Source organism: Ohessyouella blattaphilus (assembly GCF_024721265.1).
GTDB lineage: Bacteria > Bacillota > Clostridia > Lachnospirales > Lachnospiraceae > Aequitasia > Aequitasia blattaphilus_A.
The window spans coordinates 256,644-275,411 of sequence record NZ_JAMXOC010000001.1 but is presented as its reverse complement, the minus strand read 5'-3'; the positions used below and the strand labels follow the sequence as shown (position 1 = coordinate 275,411).

Annotated in this window: 16 protein-coding genes and 2 tRNA genes; 12 read left to right on the top strand and 6 right to left on the bottom strand. The window is 44.9% G+C overall.

Translation table 11 applies throughout. The features are described 5' to 3' along the window. Positions 1-8: 8 nt before the first annotated feature. Positions 9-81 (bottom strand) — tRNA-Ala (locus NHH16_RS01090). A 107-nt stretch (positions 82-188) separates the two neighbouring features. Between NHH16_RS01090 and NHH16_RS01085 the strand changes: the two genes are divergently transcribed. After that, a complete protein-coding gene (locus tag NHH16_RS01085; protein ID WP_262067750.1) occupies positions 189-476 on the top strand; it encodes a putative quinol monooxygenase in 288 nt (95 codons plus the stop codon). Between the two features lie 6 nt (positions 477-482). Continuing rightward, a tRNA-Ser gene (locus tag NHH16_RS01080) sits at positions 483-570 on the top strand. Between the two features lie 48 nt (positions 571-618). Here the strand turns inward: NHH16_RS01080 and tpx are convergent. Beyond that, entirely contained in the window at positions 619-1,113 is a 495-nt protein-coding gene (tpx, locus tag NHH16_RS01075) for a thiol peroxidase (protein ID WP_262067749.1), read from the bottom strand. A gap of 180 nt (positions 1,114-1,293) precedes the next feature. Between tpx and NHH16_RS01070 the strand changes: the two genes are divergently transcribed. Together NHH16_RS01070 and NHH16_RS01065 are read left to right on the top strand one after the other, a co-directional pair. Next, positions 1,294-2,538 carry a GGDEF domain-containing protein gene (locus NHH16_RS01070; RefSeq protein WP_262067748.1) on the top strand — a complete coding sequence of 415 codons (1,245 nt, stop codon included), beginning with the start codon at positions 1,294-1,296 and terminating at the stop codon, positions 2,536-2,538. Then, on the top strand, positions 2,538-3,398 hold the full coding sequence (locus tag NHH16_RS01065) for a DUF4767 domain-containing protein (protein ID WP_262067747.1): 861 nt from the start codon (positions 2,538-2,540) through the stop codon (positions 3,396-3,398). Before NHH16_RS01070 ends, NHH16_RS01065 begins: the two co-directional genes overlap by 1 nt. A 64-nt stretch (positions 3,399-3,462) precedes the next feature. On the opposite strand, the gene NHH16_RS01060 is transcribed toward NHH16_RS01065, so the two are convergent. Next, the gene (locus NHH16_RS01060; protein WP_262067746.1) at positions 3,463-7,170 is read right to left on the bottom strand and encodes an ATP-binding protein; all 3,708 of its coding nucleotides are present in this window, start codon (positions 7,168-7,170) and stop codon (positions 3,463-3,465) included. A gap of 172 nt (positions 7,171-7,342) precedes the next feature. Here NHH16_RS01060 and NHH16_RS01055 point away from each other — a divergent pair, with 172 nt between their 5' ends. The 7 genes from NHH16_RS01055 (at position 7,343) to NHH16_RS01030 (ending at position 13,610) form a co-directional block, all read left to right on the top strand. After that, positions 7,343-8,794, top strand: coding sequence for a Y-family DNA polymerase (locus NHH16_RS01055; RefSeq protein WP_262067745.1), 1,452 nt, complete (start codon positions 7,343-7,345; stop codon positions 8,792-8,794). Then, entirely contained in the window at positions 8,791-9,198 is a 408-nt protein-coding gene (locus NHH16_RS01050) for a hypothetical protein (RefSeq protein ID WP_262067744.1), read from the top strand. Before NHH16_RS01055 ends, NHH16_RS01050 begins: the two co-directional genes overlap by 4 nt. Before the next feature lie 162 nt (positions 9,199-9,360). Then, on the top strand, positions 9,361-10,965 hold the full coding sequence (gene pckA / locus NHH16_RS01045; RefSeq protein ID WP_262067743.1) for a phosphoenolpyruvate carboxykinase (ATP): 1,605 nt from the start codon (positions 9,361-9,363) through the stop codon (positions 10,963-10,965). Positions 10,966-11,089: 124 nt separating this feature from the next. Further along, positions 11,090-12,061: a metal ABC transporter substrate-binding protein gene (locus tag NHH16_RS01040; RefSeq protein WP_262067742.1), complete on the top strand. Its 972-nt coding sequence runs from the start codon at positions 11,090-11,092 to the stop codon at positions 12,059-12,061. A gap of 12 nt (positions 12,062-12,073) precedes the next feature. Then, positions 12,074-12,544: a metal ABC transporter ATP-binding protein gene (locus NHH16_RS01035; protein WP_330643404.1), complete on the top strand. Its 471-nt coding sequence runs from the start codon at positions 12,074-12,076 to the stop codon at positions 12,542-12,544. Beyond that, a complete protein-coding gene (locus NHH16_RS15605; protein ID WP_330643403.1) occupies positions 12,517-12,771 on the top strand; it encodes an AAA family ATPase in 255 nt (84 codons plus the stop codon). Before NHH16_RS01035 ends, NHH16_RS15605 begins: the two co-directional genes overlap by 28 nt. Then, on the top strand, positions 12,771-13,610 hold the full coding sequence (locus NHH16_RS01030; RefSeq protein WP_262067741.1) for a metal ABC transporter permease: 840 nt from the start codon (positions 12,771-12,773) through the stop codon (positions 13,608-13,610). Before NHH16_RS15605 ends, NHH16_RS01030 begins: the two co-directional genes overlap by 1 nt. A gap of 140 nt (positions 13,611-13,750) precedes the next feature. On the opposite strand, the gene NHH16_RS01025 is transcribed toward NHH16_RS01030, so the two are convergent. From NHH16_RS01025 to NHH16_RS01015, 3 genes are all read right to left on the bottom strand, one after another. Then, entirely contained in the window at positions 13,751-15,361 is a 1,611-nt protein-coding gene (locus NHH16_RS01025; protein ID WP_262067740.1) for a DUF975 family protein, read from the bottom strand. A gap of 91 nt (positions 15,362-15,452) precedes the next feature. Further along, positions 15,453-16,367 (bottom strand): nucleotidyl transferase AbiEii/AbiGii toxin family protein, encoded by a 915-nt coding sequence (locus NHH16_RS01020; RefSeq protein WP_262067739.1) that lies wholly within the window; start codon positions 16,365-16,367, stop codon positions 15,453-15,455. Beyond that, positions 16,351-16,977, bottom strand: coding sequence for a DUF6088 family protein (locus tag NHH16_RS01015; RefSeq protein ID WP_262067738.1), 627 nt, complete (start codon positions 16,975-16,977; stop codon positions 16,351-16,353). The genes NHH16_RS01020 and NHH16_RS01015 overlap by 17 nt, the downstream gene beginning before the upstream one ends. A 474-nt stretch (positions 16,978-17,451) precedes the next feature. On the opposite strand from NHH16_RS01015, the gene aspS reads away from it, so the two are divergent. After that, complete coding sequence (aspS, locus tag NHH16_RS01010; RefSeq protein WP_262067737.1) at positions 17,452-18,759, top strand: aspartate--tRNA(Asn) ligase; 1,308 nt, start codon at positions 17,452-17,454, stop codon at positions 18,757-18,759. The last annotated feature ends 9 nt before the right edge of the window (positions 18,760-18,768 follow it).

Here is an 18,768-nt window from a genome sequence, read left to right as displayed (position 1 = left end):
TATTTTAATGGAGACGATCGGGATCGAACCGACTACCTCTTGAATGCCATTCAAGCGCTCTCCCAAGTGAGCTACGCCCCCGTGCCTAGACAGTATAACACAGACATAAATTGTTTTGCAATATCTACCTGAATTATGGTAAAATAAATTCGTTGATGATATGGACGTTATTTCGAAGGAGGCTGCAGATGATTAGAGTCGTTGCAAAATTTCAATTGAAACCCGAAGAAAAGTTACCAGCAAGAGCCCTTTTTGAAGAGCTAATCGCTGCTACTAGGAAAGAATACGGATGTGCAGGCTACGATCTTGCTCAGTCAACAGAGGATGAGAATCTCTTAGTTGTCCTAGAATCATGGGAAAGCCAAGAAGCTTTAGATGTTCACGGCAAATCGGAACATTTTACTAGAATTGTGCCGCAACTAGTGGCGATGTGTCAAAATCCGCCGATGATTGATTCCTTTATTCAAATCATCTAACTATTAGGAGAAGTATCGAAGTGGTCATAACGAGCCGCACTCGAAATGCGGTTGTCGGGCAACCGGCACGTGGGTTCGAATCCCACCTTCTCCGCTAAAAAGAACCGCACCCCTTGTGGAGTACGGTTCTTTTTTTTGCTAATTATTTCGCTGTTCTCGCAGCCATGTATACTGATTCAAAGCTTGGTTGCTCGCCAATCTCAGGTACGTATTCAACGTAGGTAATCTCGTTATTGCTATCCACTACGAAGACCGCTCTTGCTAGTAGACCAAGTTCATTCACGTAAGTGCCTGTGGCCTTACCGAAGCTGCGGTCTTTAAAGTCCGATACGCTGATAACGTTATCTATGCCGTTAGCGCCACACCAACGAGTCTGAGCAAAAGGTAAATCCATAGAGGCTACGTATACACTCACATCGCCTAAAGAAGCCACCTCTTGATTAAATGTCCGTACTTCCAAATCACATACGGGAGTATCTAAAGAAGGGACGCTTAAGAATACGCGAACACCCTTCGTATCGCTTAAGTGCATCGGGGTCATATCATTTTTCATAACTACGAAATCTGGCATTTTATCGCCTACCTTAAGTTCACTTCCAGCTAAAGTTACTGGACTGCCTTTAAATGTAATACTCATAATAAAAACCTCCTTCATACAAGTTTGTTTCGACTAACTACATCTTACCACATCTCTATGAAAATACTGTGTCTTAGTCACACTTCCCGAAAAGTTTGTCCTAGTCCTTTATTGTCTGGGGTATAAAACCATGGTAAAATGAAGAAAACAATGGGGAATGGCGTGGGAGGACGACAACGAATGGAACGCAGAAAAAGCAGTTTTGGTGGGACTAAAAGGCGAGGACGCTCTTTATCTGTCTTTATCTTTGTAATTATTGTATCGATAATTATTATTAGCTCTACAATTCTTAATATTAGTAATGTGCGGGAGCAGCAGACAATTCTAGAAGAGAGCATCGAGGCTCAGATTATGTCGGTCTGCATCTCGGCACGGGATATTGTAAATGAATATCCTTTTGTAGAGTATAATAGCCAGAAGGACGTAGACGAGGACTGGGAGCAGTATTCAGAGCTAAGGTCGCGGCTGCGTTTGCTGGCAAAAGAGACTGGAGTCACCTTTATTTACGCCCTAAAAATGTTAGAGGGAGAGCCTCAGTTCGTAATCGATTCCGATGAAGCCGATGAAGAGCTCTTTATTCCCTACGAATTATCGCAGGTGCATATGGATGCCTTTGCCGGTCGCGAGGGAGCTGGGGTGATGAATGTGGTGGATATGTACGGCACCTTTAATAGCGGTGCCTTGCCGCTTTTTCACGAAGGGAAGTTAATCGGTATTATTAGCGTGGACATCGAAGATTCCTATATTCAGAAGAGTCGAAGCGCTGGTTTTCGTAATGAAATTATTTCCGTTGCGGCGATGATAGTGACCCTGTGTGCGCTCGCTTCCTTTGCTTATACGTTTTATCGTCGTACGAGAGATGAACGTAAGCGTTTAGAGGGGATTGCCCTTTTCGATGCGGTGACGGGCTTACCAAACCGGACAAATTTCGGCATCTATATGGAAGCCTTGCGAGAGAGAAGAGGAGAAAAATATCCATTTCTTTTGTGCTTTATCGATCTCGACAACTTTAAGATTATCAACGACGTGCTTGGTCACGACGAAGGAGACGTGGTTCTTCAAAGGATGGGAGCCTTTTTAGAAGGGCACAATAAAACGGCGAAAAAGAAGTGGGGCGATAGCAATGAAATCGGCATTTGTGCGCGGATTGGTGGCGATGAATTTTTATATGTTATCGGCGGCATTAACGATAAGGAGATAGCAAAAGACGTTGTGGCATCTCTATACGAGGAATACGAGAGCAGTGAGCTTAAGCACTATCATTTAGAGTATGGCCTAGGCTTTAGCGTCGGCATTAGCCATAGCCCTAGTGATGGGACGGAAGTGGATATGCTGATTAACAATGCGGATAATGCGATGTACGTGGCGAAGAAATCGGGAAAGAACCGCTACTTTGTCTTTGAGGAAAAGGAGAATGAGAGATAATGACTTGTTTTAACTGTGGCAAGGAAGTTAAGGATTTAAATTCAAAATTTTGTAGCAATTGCGGCGCCCCTATTGAGGAGCCAGACGAAGAATTAGAAAAAAAGGAAGCTAGTAAGCCGGAGAGTAAGCGGCAAAAGATAATCTTGCTTATCTGTGCGGTGGCGATTGTCTTAGCGGTCATAGCGGTGGTGATTACGGGAATTAATGCTGTCTCGCAGAAGAAGGCCGCTGCCGAGATAGAAGAAAAGGTTATGCAGGAAAAGAAAAAAGTAGAAGAGGCAGAAGCAGCCAAAAAGAAAATCGAGGACGAGGAAAAAGCCAAAGCCGAAGCCGACGAGGCTGCGAAAAAAGCCGCTGAAGAAGAGGCTAAGAAGAAAGCGGAAGCGGATGCTCAGGCCGCCGCCGAAGCTCAGGCCGCCAGAACTTGGACTGATGAGAAGACGTTAAAACTACGCGGGTTTATGAGCAGCTGGGGACAGACCATGGGACAGCAGTACCAGGAGTACTGGCCAGGGAAATCGGTAAACTTCTACGGAGTTAGGGTACCCGATGATATTACGGGGGTCAGGCCTCAGGGGATGATTGTCGCTGTCGATGGTGCGCCGATAGTCCTGCAGTGGAGCCAGTCCGGTGAAGAGCAAGGTGTCTATCATTTAGTGGCGGTTTATTCAGATATAGACTCAGGTGAGATAAAGCCTGGTGGTGGGCATTGTTACCTTTTCTGTATTTATAACGGACGGCCAGTGGCTCTTCATACTAGCCAGAACCAAGGAAATCCAGAAAACTATTTCCACTTTGCTCCAACGGAGAACGCCGACTTGAGTAACGGCTTTGCTGATATTCTGCAGGGCAGAAGATAATTAAGAAAACGCGCCGAAAGTAGTAAAAGTACTGCTTTCGACGCGTTTTTTGTCTTATTCGTTTTTAGCCGAGGAAACGATAAAGGGTCTCCATTAGCACGTTCTTTTCAATCGGCTTGGCCATATGTCCGTTCATACCGACTTCTGTTGCTTTATCAATATCGTCTTGGAAGGCGTGAGCCGTCTGAGCGATAATTGGGACACTTCCTGCATCCGCTCGGTCGAGAGCACGGATAGCGGCAGTGGCCTCGTAGCCGTTCATTTCTGGCATCAGAATATCCATAAAGATAATATCAAAGGCTCCTGGTGTTGAGGCTTTAAACCGCTTAAAGGCTTCTTTACCAGTGGTTGCTTCGATAATTTCAATGCCGGTATCTTCGAGAAGGGTCTTTAAGATAATCCGGTTAATCTCCACATCATCTACAAGTAGCATCTTCTTGCCAGCTAGGCGCCCAGTCATATCTGGGGTAGCAATGGTTTTTTCGATTACGGTAGAAGACTGCTTTAACCACAGTTCCATATAAAACTCACTACCTTCTCCAAAGGTGCTCTCTACGCGCAAATCGCCGCCAAAGAGATTGACGATACGCTTAGAAATCGCGAGACCAAGACCGGTTCCCCCATTTCGGAGAGCGGAATTGTCTCCAGCTTGTTCAAAGGATTCGAAGATGGCTTGCTGCTGAGATTTATCAATACCAATGCCGTTATCCTTAACGGCAAAGTAGACTAAGGTCTTACCGTCTTTTTCCCGTAGGCACTTGACAATGAATTCAATCCTACCACCCTCAGGTGTGAATTTCACTGCGTTTCCTAGAAGGTTAATCAGGACTTGACGCAGGCGCAGAGCATCTAAGTTAAAGGTATCTGGTGCAAAGGAGTCAAACGAAGGCACAAAGGTAATGGACTTTTCTTCACAGCGCGGCTGAATGATGGTGCCGACCGCCTCTAACACTTCCGTTAGATTGCTTGCCTCTTCTATAAGCTCAATCCGACCAGCTTCGATTTTGGATAAATCGAGAATGTCGTTTAAGAGGCTCAGTAGGTGGCCTGAAGAATCTTCAATTTTGTTGATGTTTGATTTAAGACCTTCTAATGCCGAGGTCTGTTCGGTTAGTTCCGAAACCTTCTCCTTAACGATAGCTGTCAGTCCGATAATGGCATTCATCGGCGTGCGAATTTCGTGGCTCATCCGGGCTAAAAACTCGCTCTTGTGTTGGTTGGCCGCATTGGCATCGGCAACGGCTTTTTCTAGTTCTGTTTGGGCTTTTCTAAGAGCGTCTTCAATCTCGACTCGTGAGCTAACGTCTCTGGCGTAGCCTAAAAGTCCGATTAGTTCACCGTTAGAGTCATAGAGCGGCGTCCGTACCGAATCTAAGTACTCCGTATGCTTATCGGCAAAGGTAATATGTTCTTCAGAGTAAAGAGGCACTTTTCCCAGGATGGCCTTTTCATCGTTTGCGGCAAAGCGTGAAGCGATTTCTGCCGGGAGGATATCCTCAGCGTTTTTGCCCACAAAGTCTTCCGTAGAAGTGCCAGCAATGGCCGCAAATCGCGGATTTACCGTTAAGTATTTGCCAGTTTCATCCATATACCAGATAAGGTCTGGAGAGGCTGAGAAGACCTTGTCTAGAAGCGCTCGCTGGGCTTCAATCTCTTTTTGTTCGCGAATGATTTCGGTCATATCGATGGATTCGATAATATAGCCGATTTGCTCGCCTTCGTTATCCAATAAGTAATTAGCCACGCCCTTTACGTAGCGATCGCTATCCTCCAAATAGATGACTTCTGCTTCCCGTCCCTCTTTCAGAGCCAAAATCGGATCGTAAGAGGTATTTGCTGGATAGAGGCTAATGTCTGGATACTGGCTGCCGGGCATTTCTTCAGCGGTGATATTCGCCACTCCTAGACCTAATTCGTTACAGTAGATGACGGTCTCCTCGTTATTGGTAATTACTAGCGGATTCGAAACGCTGTCGACCACACTGTCAGCCATGGCGTCAAAAGCATCGGATAGCTGTCCGAATTCGTCCTTTACCGGCGCTCGGTACCGAAAGTTACGCTCACCTGAGCGGAAGCGATTTAAGCCCTCCGTTAGGCGCTTAATATTGCCGGTAACGCTAGAAGCTACAAAAATGGCAATCAGGATAATTAGAATCATGAGAACGCCAGCGCTTCCTAGGAGCGCCATCGCCGTATCGTTTTGGTTCTTGGTGATGGTGGTAGTAAGAACACCTTCCATTTTAGTGGCCGGCTCGGTAAAGTCTTCAAGACCAGAACCGACGGCTACAAAACCAAAGCCTCTTTTGGAAAAATCGTTATGCTCACCAGGAGCGTATTGGCCGGTATAGTAAGGAATGGCGGCTGCGGTATTCAGCTTGTAGATGCCACTCCAAAGAATATAAAAGGAACCAGAACCCCCGTCTTTCGTCAAATCCATCCAACCGATACATTGGGGCGCATTATTGAGATAACGTCCGTCTAAGCCCACCAAGGAATTCTTCGTCAGTTCGGCCGCGGGGGTTTTTTCCCGGGATTGCTCATTGAATTCCGGATAGTCCTTTACGTAATCCGTCCAACTTTTTGACCCACTTTCCTTGAAGCCTTCGTAGATGGAGGTTTCTAGCCAAGGAATCTGTTGTTCGCCAGTGGCAGGATCATAACCGACAATGGAGTGGTGTCTAGGATGAACTATGCTGCGGCACTGATAGTCCCAGATAAAGGCGTAATTGCCTTCGTAAGCGCTGGAAACCTGAGTATAGCGCTCATTCATCGGCGTCAAGTGATCTACGAGCTCGGCGATGTGCTCGTGATTAAGGGCGAAGGTCACGTAGCCGGTGATCTTACCGCCATTATCCATTACCGGGGTAGCCCAGCGAACGATGCCTTCGAATTTCTGCCCAACGGGGTTTTCAGCACCAGAATAGGCTTGTTCTTCCGGTTTGTAGTCGATTTCGTAGCCTCTTTCCGAAGCGGCGGTGGCCACGTTTTCCGGCGTATACATACCGATATAATTGGTGCCCACATAGGTACCGATGACGTCGGAAACATAGATTTCTCCTGGCTCTAGCTGCCGTAGCTTAGAAAAGTAATTTTCACAGCCGATATAGGTGTTCTTTTTATCGGCGATATTCTTAAGCTCAGAATCAAAAGGATAGTTTATCTTTGTTGAATCTGGAGCTAAGTATTTGACTTGTTCACTGCCATCTAGGGCTACATACGTAATCTCATCGTAAAGAGAGACATCGACCTTAGGATAGTCAAAAGCCGGAATATGGTGAAAACCATCCATATCCTCATTTTCCTTATTCGTCGAGACGTTAGCCTTAGCTGCCTCTTCATCCGGAAGATCAGCTATTTGAATCCAAGCATTTTCCTCTTCGGAAAGCTCCCAGGTGGAGTCGGTAATAATACTACTTTTCTTAGCATTACTAAAGTCACGATAAGTATCATAGGAAGGCGAAAGCCCCGCTAAAGCGAGAATATCGTCGTCTCTAGCGTACAAAAACTCTGCCACCCGGTCTGCGGCATCGGTGGACATTCTTTCGATATTGGTTACGGCGCTGTCGTTAAGAGCGGTAGAGGCGTCGGCGACAGCTATTTCACGTAGGGTACTTCCCAGAACTTGGATTTGATGGTAAGACAGGCTCGTTAAGATGATGAGCGGTACAACTTGCACACAAAGAAAGATAATAATGAGCTTTAAGCGCATTCCTATCCCATGATTAGTTAAAAAACGATTAATACGTACACTTAATTTCTCCCGGTTGCTCAAATTTTATTCCCCCCAAAAATGATCAGCACATAGTCCTATATATTTTAACGTGTTTTTGATAGAAAAGCAAAGGGAACAAGTGTTCGAAAATGCGATTGACTTATTCTACTTTTTTCCTTATAATTTGAGCATAAGCAACGGACTATAATTCATAGGTGAGGAGGGAATTTTTATGAGCAGAACGAGGCAGTATATCGCCATTGATTTAAAGTCTTTTTACGCTTCGGTAGAGTGTGTCGAGCGGGGGTTCGACCCGTTAAAAGCACGGCTTGTGGTGGCGGATGCCAGTAGAACCAGTAAGACCATTTGCCTAGCGGTATCGCCGGCTCTGAAAGCTTATGGAATTCCCGGGCGTCCGCGCCTCTTTGAAGTGGAGCAAAAGGTGAAGGGAAAAAACGTGGACTACATTACGGCAGTACCGCGGATGAGTCTTTATCTAGAGTACAGCACCCGGATTTATAATATCTATTTAAAATACATCGCCCCTGAGGACATTCACGTATACTCTATCGATGAAGTCTTTATCGATGCCACTACTTATCTAAAGACGTATCAGCTAAGTGCCAAAGAGTTAGCCAGGAAGATGATCAAAGAGGTCTTAGCAGCCACGGGAATTACCGCCACGGCCGGCATTGGTACCAACCTCTACTTAAGCAAGGTGGCGATGGACATTATGGCTAAGAAAAGCCAAGCGGATGCCGACGGGGTGCGGATTGCCCAGTTGGATGAGCAGAAGTACAAAGAGGAGCTTTGGGATCATCAGCCCCTTCGAGATTTCTGGCGGGTAGGCTACGGCTACCAGAAGAAGCTCCACGCTCAGCAGCTTTTTACCATGGGGGATATTGCTAGGTGTTCGCTCGGCAAGGCCGACGACTACTATAATGAAGACTTATTATATAAGCTATTTGGTATCAATGCCGAGCTTTTAATCGATCACGCCTGGGGCTATGAGCCGTGTACCATGAGTGATATCAAGGCCTATAAGCCCGCTGCTCACAGCGTCGGAAGCGGCCAAGTCTTACATGAGCCCTATCCTTATGAGAAAGCTAGATTAATCGTCCGGGAGATGACGGAGCTTTTGGTTCTCGATTTGGTGGATAAAAAGCTGGTGACGGATCAGGTGGTGTTAACGGTAGGCTATGATAAGGAAAGTCTAAGCGATCCGCAAATCGCCAGGAGTTACCGAGGAGAGGTAAAGGTGGATTACTACGGGCGTAAGATTCCTAAGCATGCTCATGGAACGGCGAATTTAAGTCGCAAGACATCTTCTACTATGTTGATTGTCGAAGGGGTAATGGAACTTTTTGCTCGGATTGTGGACGAGCGCCTGTTGGTTCGCCGCGTAACCATAGCCGCGACTAGGGTGATGCCTGAGGCAGAAGCGAAGGAAGCTCAGCAAGGGGCGGCGGCATACGGTCAACTTGATCTATTTACCGATTACGAAGCTTTAAAAGCTCAGCAGGAAAAGGAAGATGAGCAGCTTGAAAAGGAGAAGCAACTGCAAAGGGCGACCCTAGCCCTTAAGAAGAAATATGGGAAAAATGCTGTCCTTAAGGGCATGAACCTTGAAGATGGTGGTACCACAATTTCCAGAAATGATCAGATAGGAGGGCATAAGGCGTGAGTAAATATACAGACATCATGCATTTAACAAGACCGCAGTCAAAAAAGCACCCACCCATGCCCCGTGGTGATAGAGCCGCGCAGTTTGCGCCCTTCGCCGCCCTTACCGGTCATGAGGAGAGTATTAAAGAGACCGCGCGGTTAACGACTCACCGTATCGAGCTTGAAGAAAGCGACCAGGAGCGATTAAATGAAACCCTCAGAAAGGCTTTAGCGTTCATTCAGGAGGGGCCTTTTTTAACCATAACGTATTTCGTCCCTGATGAGAAGAAGGCGGGCGGGGCGTATCAAACGGTAGCTGGTCGGCTCAAGAAGTACAAGGAGTATGAGCAGGTGCTGGTTCTCGAAGGTGAAGAGGAGATTGAGATTAAGGAAGTGGTGGCTATTGAAGAAGGAGAGGGTTAAACGGAAACAAAATATTGTCGATTATTGCTTTTTCGCAAGAATTTATATGTCTTGTAATAAATATACAAATTTCTTTGGATTTATTCCGAATAGGATTGACTTTTTATTCACAAATTGCGATAATAAGAGGGATTTTGTTAATGAAAGAAAGGTAGGTACAAAATGGCAAACATTGATTTGAGCAAGTACGGTATTACAGGAGTTACAGAGATTGTTCACAATCCTTCTTACGAAATGATTTTCGAAGAAGAGACAAAACCAGAATTAGAAGGTTTTGAAAAAGGCCAAGTAAGTGAACTTGGTGCAGTAAACGTTATGACAGGAATTTATACAGGACGTTCACCTCAAGACAAATTCATTGTAAAGGACGACACATCGAAAGACACAGTATGGTGGACTTCTGATGAGTATAAGAACGACAACCACCCAGCCACTCAAGAAGCTTGGGATACGGTTAAGAAATTAGCACAGGAACAACTCTCAGGAAAAAGACTTTTTGTTGTTGATTTATTCTGTGGTGCTAATGAAGATACTCGCATGGCTATCCGTTTTGTCATGGAAGTTGCTTGGCAAGCCCATTTCGTTATGAACATGTTTATCAAACCAACGGCGGCAGAGCTTGAGAACTTTGAGCCAGACTTCGTGGTTTACAACGCTTCCAAGACGAAAGTGGAAAACTACAAAGAATTAGGTCTTAACTCAGAAACAGCGGTTATGTTTAACCTAACAAGCCGCGAGCAAGTAATCGTTAACTCTTGGTACGGTGGGGAAATGAAGAAAGGTATGTTCTCAATGATGAACTACTACCTACCACTTAAGGGCATTGCTTCTATGCACTGTTCTGCTAACACCGACATGAATGGCGAGAATACAGCTATTTTCTTCGGTCTTTCTGGAACAGGTAAGACGACGTTATCTACCGATCCTAAGCGTCTTCTTATCGGCGATGATGAGCACGGCTGGGACGATCAAGGTGTCTTCAACTTTGAAGGCGGTTGCTACGCGAAGGTTATCAACCTTGATAAGGACTCAGAACCAGATATCTACAACGCAATTAAACGTGATGCGTTATTAGAGAACGTTACTCTTGATGCGGATGGCAAGATTGACTTCGACGATAAGAGCGTTACTGAGAATACTCGTGTATCTTACCCAATCGATCACATCGAGAAGATTGTACGCCCAGTATCAGCAGGACCAGCTGCTAAGGATGTTATCTTCCTTTCAGCAGATGCTTTCGGCGTATTGCCTCCAGTATCAATCCTGACTCCAGAGCAGACACAATACTACTTCCTATCAGGATTTACAGCTAAGCTTGCAGGTACGGAAAGAGGAATCACCGAGCCGACACCGACCTTCTCTGCTTGCTTCGGTCAAGCTTTCTTAGAGCTTCACCCAACCAAATACGCAGAAGAGCTTGTTAAGAGAATGGAAAAGAGCGGTGCGAAAGCCTACCTTGTTAATACAGGCTGGAACGGTTCTGGAAAACGTATCTCTATTAAAGATACTCGCGGTATTATCGATGCCATCCTTGATGGCTCTATCGCTAAGGCGCCAACGAAACAATTACCAATGTTTAATGTGGAAATTCCTACCGAGTTACCGGGCGTTGACACCAACATTTTAGATCCAAGAGATACCTATGCAGACGCTTCTGAATGGGAAGAAAAAGCAAAGGATCTTGCAGGACGTTTTGTTAAGAACTTCTCTAAATACGAAGACAATGCTGCTGGTAAAGCATTAGTATCAGCTGGTCCTCAGTTATAGGATTTTCGTTTAAAAGTTACCATAAAGAGACTTACCACAGACCCTATCAAGTTATGATGGGGTCTGTTTGACTTGTTTGCCAGATTGGGGTATGATAAAAAATCGGTATACGGGAGGACTATGAATGAAGAAATTTATAATATATCTGCTACTTGTGACCTTGTTGGTTATCAGTGCCTATGGTTGTGGGAAACAGGGCGAACAGACAGAGAAAGTCTCCGAAGAGAAGGAGAAATTAAACGTGGTGGTGACGATTTTTCCCGCTTATGATTGGCTCAGGGAAATTGCGGGGGATAAGGTTAATCTTATCCTTTTGCAAAAACAAGGTGTGGATTTACACAGTTATCAGCCGACCGTTCAAGATATGACAAAGATTTCCGATTCCGATCTGTTCGTTCACGTCGGCGGTATTTCTGATGAATGGGTTAAGGATGCTATCGCTACAGCGAAAAATGAAAATATCCAGACCCTAGATTTGCTAGAGGTCCTCGGGGATAAGGCAAAGCTTGAAGAGGTGGTGCCAGGAATGCAAGAAGAGCAGCATGAGCACGAGGAGGAAGAGGGGGAGGAAGTGGATGAGCATATCTGGCTATCCCTTCGAAATGCCCAGCTTGTTTGCCGGGAAATGGTCGATAAATTAGCCCAGCTTGACCCGCAAAACGGTCAGGTTTATCAGGACAATTACGGGATTTACGCAGGGAAACTACAGCAGTTAGACCAAGAATTCACCGAGGCCGTCAAGACAGCAGAGGTAAACACGGTAGTCTTTGGTGACCGCTTTCCTTTTCGCTACATGTTAGATGATTACGGGCTCGATTATTACGGAGCCTTTCCGGGGTGTTCGGCAGAGACAGAGGCTAGCTTTGAAACGATTATCTTTTTAGCGAATAAGGTGGATGAGCTTAAGCTTAAATACGTAATCGCTCTGGAAAATTCCAATGAGAAGATCGCCGAGGCCATTGTTAACAATACCCAGGATAGAGATGCTCAGATTGTAGTTCTCGATTCTCTCCAAGCGGTTACGGAAGAGAGTGCGACCTATCTGACGATTATGGAGCAGAACTTAGAGCAGCTAGAAAAGGTGTTGGCAAATTAGTAGGAGTTTAGTATGACGCTTTTAAAATGTGAGAATCTGGAATTAGGATATGAAGGAAGAACAATTGCTAAAGATATTAGCTTTTCTGTAGATAGCGGGGATTATCTCTGTATCGTCGGCGAGAACGGCTCGGGCAAGAGTACGCTGATGAAGACGATTCTCGGTCTTCATAAAGCGATGGCGGGCACCATTACCTTTTGCTCAGGGTTTAAGCAGACGAGCATTGGCTACTTGCCTCAGCAGACGGTAGTACAAAGGGATTTCCCTGCTAGTGTGGAAGAAATCGTACGCTCGGGTTGCCTTAACCATCAGCGGCTTCAGCTTCTTTATACGAAAGAGCAGAAGGGCTTAGCCAGAGATAATATGGAGAAGCTAGGAATTGCCGATTTGGCAAAAAGCAGCTACCGGGAACTTTCAGGTGGTCAGCAGCAAAGAGTACTTTTAGCAAGGGCGCTTTGTGCGACCCGGAGCTACTTTTATTAGACGAGCCGACAGCGGGCTTAGATCCAGTCGCTACAGAAGAGATGTATCAGGTAATTAAGTGTCTTAATGACGAGGGACTTACCGTTATCATGATTTCTCATGATATTGAAGGGGCTAAAAAGTATGCAAGCACGGTTTTGCACATGAGCTATACGCCGCTCTTTTTCGGAAAGGCCGCAGATTATGAGGTGTATTGTAATTCTCAGGAAAAAGGAGGGCAGAAGTAATGGATAATCTTTTTTCTCAGCTTGCTCTTTATTTTTCCCATGAATTCGTGGTATATGCTCTGATCGTTAGCGTGTTTATCGCCTTTTGTGCCTCTCTTTTGGGGGTGACCTTAGTTCTTAAGCGCTTTTCCTTTATCGGTGACGGTCTCTCTCACGTAGCCTTTGGAGCGGTGGCTATCGCCTCGGTTATGCAGCTGACAAACCAAGCCCTTTTAGTGACGCCAATCACGGTGATTTGTGCCGTTCTAATTCTAAAGACGGGACAGAATGCTAAGATTCGCGGGGATGCGGTGATTGCCATGATTTCCGTGGGCTCTTTGGCAGTGGGGTATTTATTGATGAATGTGTTCTCGACCTCAGCAAATCTGGCCGGCGATGTTTGCTCGACTCTTTTTGGCTCTACGGCGATTTTGACCCTTTCTTTAACAGAAGTCCTTCTTAGTATTGCGTTAGCGGTGGTGATTATCGTCTTTTTTACGTTGTTTTACCACAAAATATTTGCCGTTACCTTTGATGAGAACTTTGCGGTAGCAACAGGTATGCGAGCAGGTGTTTACAATACGCTGCTGGCGATGATTACGGCGATGGTCATCGTGTTGGCGATGAATCTGGTAGGCTCACTTTTATCCTCAGCCCTAATCGTCTTTCCAGCTCTTGCGGCCATGCGGCTATTCAAAAGCTTTAGAGGGGTCACGATCTTTTCGGTGGTCTTTTCTGTAGTTTGTTGTGTGCTAGGATTACTAATCGCTATTATCGCCGGAACGCCGGTGGGGGCGACGATTGTGACGGTGGATATTGTCGGTTTTCTGGTGTGCTTCGTCTTAGGCTTGGTGTTATAGAATTTGCGCTTGGCAAATTTCTGCGCCTTCGGCGCGTGCAGATGCACGAAATTCATTACGCCGAAGTGCGCCTCTATAGCGGAGCGCTTTTTATGTAACAGACGGGTTCGAAGAACCCGTCTGTTACATAAAAATGGATATCAGCTGATGCTGATATCCATTTTTTTAATGGTATGTGATTGATAATCGGTAATCCCTTTTCCTTTATTAGGATGGAAGTGAGAGTGTACCAAATCCGTTAGGAAAAGAGAGATTAAGATGGTTGCGATAATCCAGCCAAGCCGCCTTTCCAAGTGGCTAAAGAGGCTTTCAAGGAGCGGTGCTACTAGGTAGATAATCGCATAGCAACCAAGGCCAAAGACCAGGAGCCCTTCTAGGCAGACCCGGCCATTTATATTAAGCAGATAACCAGAGTAGTCCCACCATTTGGTGTGAAATTTCATATCGAGAAAATAACTGGTTCCGTATTCGATTACGCCGCAGACCAAAATCGCTAGAAAGAAAGTTAGCAGGTGGTTGTGTCTGAAGGGACGTAGAAGAATAAGTACCAAGACCGAACCGGCGCCATAAATAGGTAGCCAAGGTCCGAAGAGCACGCCCCTATTAACGAAGACGCCATCGGCGACCAAGTGCAGGGAGACTTCCCAAACCCAGCCCACAAAGGCGAAGGAGAAGAAAATCAAAATCAAGTGCTGAATAGGATAATTCACATTATAATCAATCTTTAGCCACTCCCTTTGCTTAGGAATGGGGAGATGGTATTCGTGAACAGGATAGGCTTCAGGAACCACCATTTCCGGATCTAGACAGACATCATTTAGTAGGTTGCTCCCTGGAAGATTCTTGGTGATAGCCTCTCGCCTAAGAAGCATGTAGACCTCGGTTTCGCAACAGGTCTTATAAGGATTAAAGTAAAAGATACCCACCAGACCAAAAGAGAGGGAGTTAAGAATATACCAGCCCATGAAGGAAAGCTCGAGTTTGCACATCTCCCATTTATGACCGTTCATCATGGTGCGGGAAAGAGCGATGGCCTCTTTGCCGGTGATATTAGGATTCTCTGCCAGGATGTAGGGTACTAGATAATAGGAGTACCGTTTAATAAAGGCACCGATAACGGTCAGCATCCAGAGAAAATTATAAATCTCTAGACGGATGAAAGCGAGGCCCAACTTAAGTACTCGGCGAATTTGAAAGGGAAATAAAATTCGTTCCATTTTAGTACCGGTATAGCGCCGGGACTCTAGGAATACGCGCTTTTCCCCAACGCCTAGAATCTTTGCGACAAATAGAGAAAATAGAATGCCTATGAGAAGGGCAGCGTAGATGATAATACCTTCTTGCAACTGTCCTTTAAAGGCGATGTGGTTAATAGCGTTTAAAGAGCCGGAGATAAAATCTCCCGAAGAACTGATGTTGTTAAAAAACTGGGCGAAGATACCACGAGTGGGCTTATAGGCCCGCATCTTTGTTAAAGTGTCATTTCTTACCTGATAGATATCGTTGACGCCCTTAACAAAATCGTCGACCGCTTGACTGTTTTTGGCGCTACTTGGAAGGCGGTCGAGGGTGGTTTGGGTGGTTTCTTCAGGAATGACGCTCGGCTCGGCCGCACTAAAGAGAGCATCTCTAGTGCCTGTGTAACCGCCGCCGATAAGCAAGACAATCAGACAGACGATAACGTATTTTCGATAGTTTAGCTTTAAGGTTTGTTTCCCGGTGGTTTTGATCTTTTTACGATTAAAAATCACGATATAGAATCTCCTTTAATTAGCTTTTTATTTTACTATAGCAGTTTGGAACAAATAAATAAACACAATATATAGGTAAATGGTGAGGCGATTACTTAAAATAACCAAGCTCAATAATCTGTTTCAAACTGGTGATGACAGCTTCATAAGAGACAGGTGCAAAGAGCAGTCGTTCTGTAATATTGTGATAGTCTTTTTTATATACAGATTTTTCAATAATTTCTTTTAAAACCTGATTGATATCCACTTCTTTTGCAGCAGAAGGACAAAGAGACAGCGGTTCTCGCAAGAGACGAACTTCATGAACGAGATCAGCTAATGCAGGAGTAAAAGGTGTTGAAGAACATATTTTATGTATATCATATAGGTGACGAGAATGTTTATCTGTTTTACCTGTTAAATAGTAATCACAAATGGCAAAGACTTTATCTACAAAGGTGCGCTCGATTGCCTGTGTTGCAACGGAAAAAGGCATGAGCTCGTACTCTTGTGCAAGGTGCTCCATATTCTCGGTTTCTAGAAAATGATGAATATAATTGTCAGCGGATCGTTTGACGGTAGGGAATGGAAGAAGAGTAATGTAAGTCTCAATGATTAGTTCGGGTTTAATGGACAAAATCGGAGAATAGATGGAAGTATAATCCACATGGTAACAGTTGTAGTTGCGTCTGCTCTGGATATCATCAAGTTTTTTGATTTGTAAGTTCAAAGCATCCATAGCGGCAATAACGGATTTCTTTAAGCTTCGCTTCCTGCTTTCCCCAGGAATCCCATCTTCAGCAGAAAGGGAAATATCAATATCTTCTGAAAAACGGTCAATAATTTGGTAGCACTTGGAAAGCGAAGTTCCCCCTTTAAAGACCATTCCAGGAATACGCTGGGACAATTCTTTTAATGCTAAGGTCACATAATAATCCTTCTCAACAATAGTGGTAGGAATATGAAGTACGTTTGAAGTGGCAGTAATCAGCTCTTCGAAAGCTTCTTTGTCATGGTGTAAAATCATAGATGAGCCCCCCTTCTATCAGCTTTTTTGCAGTCGTACCAGTTAAAGCAGGGACAACACAGAGCAATTGGGAACGGCTGAATTTTTGCTTTTTTATATAATGTCTCAAAATAGTTTGGACTTCATTGCCCGATAGTTCAGCATACTTGTCAATCTGAGAAAACGCTTCTAAAAATTGCAGAAGAGGGGCATTCTCCGAAGTGATTTCCAAAGCAGGACGTTTCAGGCGAACTTTCTGGTTGCCAATTGTGATGAGCCTGCCTTTTGTGGCTTCTTTGTTAGTAGCAATTTCTAAAATAGCCGGCATTTGTGTGGTTACGCCCAATTGATTTGCAAAGGTTGCACCTGTGAAATATCCAAATGTTTCAGTATTGTTTTGAATATACTTTCGTACAATAACTTTTAACGGGTCTAGATAGCTTTTATTTAATAATCGAGAGGCCTTTGGCAGATAATAGATTCCAGTGTCAAAGCGCAACAAGGTGCCCGATTTAACCATGCGTTTTACGGATTGACGAAGGGCATTTGCATTTGCTGTCTTAGCGGTCAAATCGGTCAGGAAGATGGGCTCGTTATAACCATAGGTTTTTTCTAAATACTCTTTTAACATATGCTTATCCACTCCTTTCATAATTATAGTACCATTCTTATACAAATAAAGTCAATAAACATGTCGATTTATTCATAACCGATCTATTTTTTTCTTTTCAGGGCTAAAAAACTTGCACAATGAATGAGGCTGTGCTATCGTTAAGAACAATTAAAAGCAAAGAAAGAGACTCGAGTCTCCCCCTACTTGACAGGAATGTGGCGTCACCGACTGAGAGCGCTGCTAGAGGAAGAGAGATGAATGGGAACACTCTGGAGCCGACTGATTGAACGAACTATTAGGAGTAGGTCAGTACGTTTCGTCCTCGTTACGGATTAAAAGTGGAGCGCTTAGCTAAGGGCTCAAGACGGGTGGTACCGCGGATATTTATTATCATAATAATCCGTCCCGGAATGCAGATATGTATTCCGGGGCGTTTTTTGTTTCCAAATGTTCCTCAGAATACATTCAACTTTCAAAAAGGAGGAACAAAGAATGGAACTAGTTACTGGTGTAAAAATGGAAAAACCTATGGAAATAGGGACAGAGGTGCAGGTAAGAGGGAGTGTGTATGCGCTTCGGGATATGGGAAATCTGATTTTTCTCATTTTGCGAAGACGGGAAGGGCTGCTTCAAGGTGTAATTAGCGGGGAAGGAGCAAAATCCTACTTAAAAGATGTGGGCGAAGCTGATACAATAGAAATTAGCGGGATTCTTTCTGAAAATGAAAAGGCACCCGGAGGGGTAGAGGTAATTGTTGATGGGGTGAATGTTCTTAGCAAAGCCACAGGCGAGATGCTACCCCTACCGATTTCTAAATGGCGGTTGCAGACATCCCTAGAAGCCAAGCTTAACTACCGGGCGATTGCCCTGCGAAACCTTCGGGAACGAGCTAAGTTTAAGTTGCAAGAGGGCCTAGTACGAGGGTTTAGAGATTATCTATACGCCCACGGTTTTACCGAGATTCATACGCCGAAGTTAGCGGCTAGGGGCGCCGAAGGCGGTGCGAATATGTTTCGCTTAGATTACTTTCACAAACCGGCCGTTCTTTCCCAGAGCCCCCAGTTTTATAAGCAGATGATGGTAGGGGTTTATGACCGGGTCTTTGAGACGGCGCCAGCCTTTCGAGCGGAAAAACACAATACGAAGCGCCACCTAAACGAATATATCAGTCTCGATTTAGAGATGGGCTATATTGATAGCTTTACGGAGATTATGGAGATGGAGACGGGCTATCTACAGGCGGCGTTTGCGCTACTGAAAGCGGAGTATCAAAAGGAACTTCGGATCCTAGATTTAGAGCTCCCGAAAGTGGAGGCAATTCCGGCGGTAAGATTTAGTGAGATCAAAGAGTTAGTAGCACGAGAGTATGGTCATAAGATCAAAAACCCCTTTGATTTAGAGCCGGAAGAAGAAGTGTTGATAAGTCGTTATGCCAAGGAAAAGTGGGGAACGGACTTTGTTTTCGTCACCCATTACCCGACGAAAAAGCGCCCCTTTTACGCGATGGAAGACCCTGAAGATAGAAACTATACCCTAAGCTTCGATTTGTTGTTTAGAGGGATGGAGATTACCACCGGTGGTCAACGTATTCATGATTATCATGAACTGTTAGAGAAAATTGCTAGTAGGGGTATGACTACTGAGGGCATGGAACAATACTTAATGGCGTTTAAGCACGGCATGCCGCCTCACGGAGGCTTAGGTATCGGCTTAGAGCGCTTAACGATGAAGCTCTGTCAAGAGGAGAATGTACGGGAAACCACGCTGTTTCCCCGAGATATGAGTAGGTTAGAACCCTAGAATGAGGAG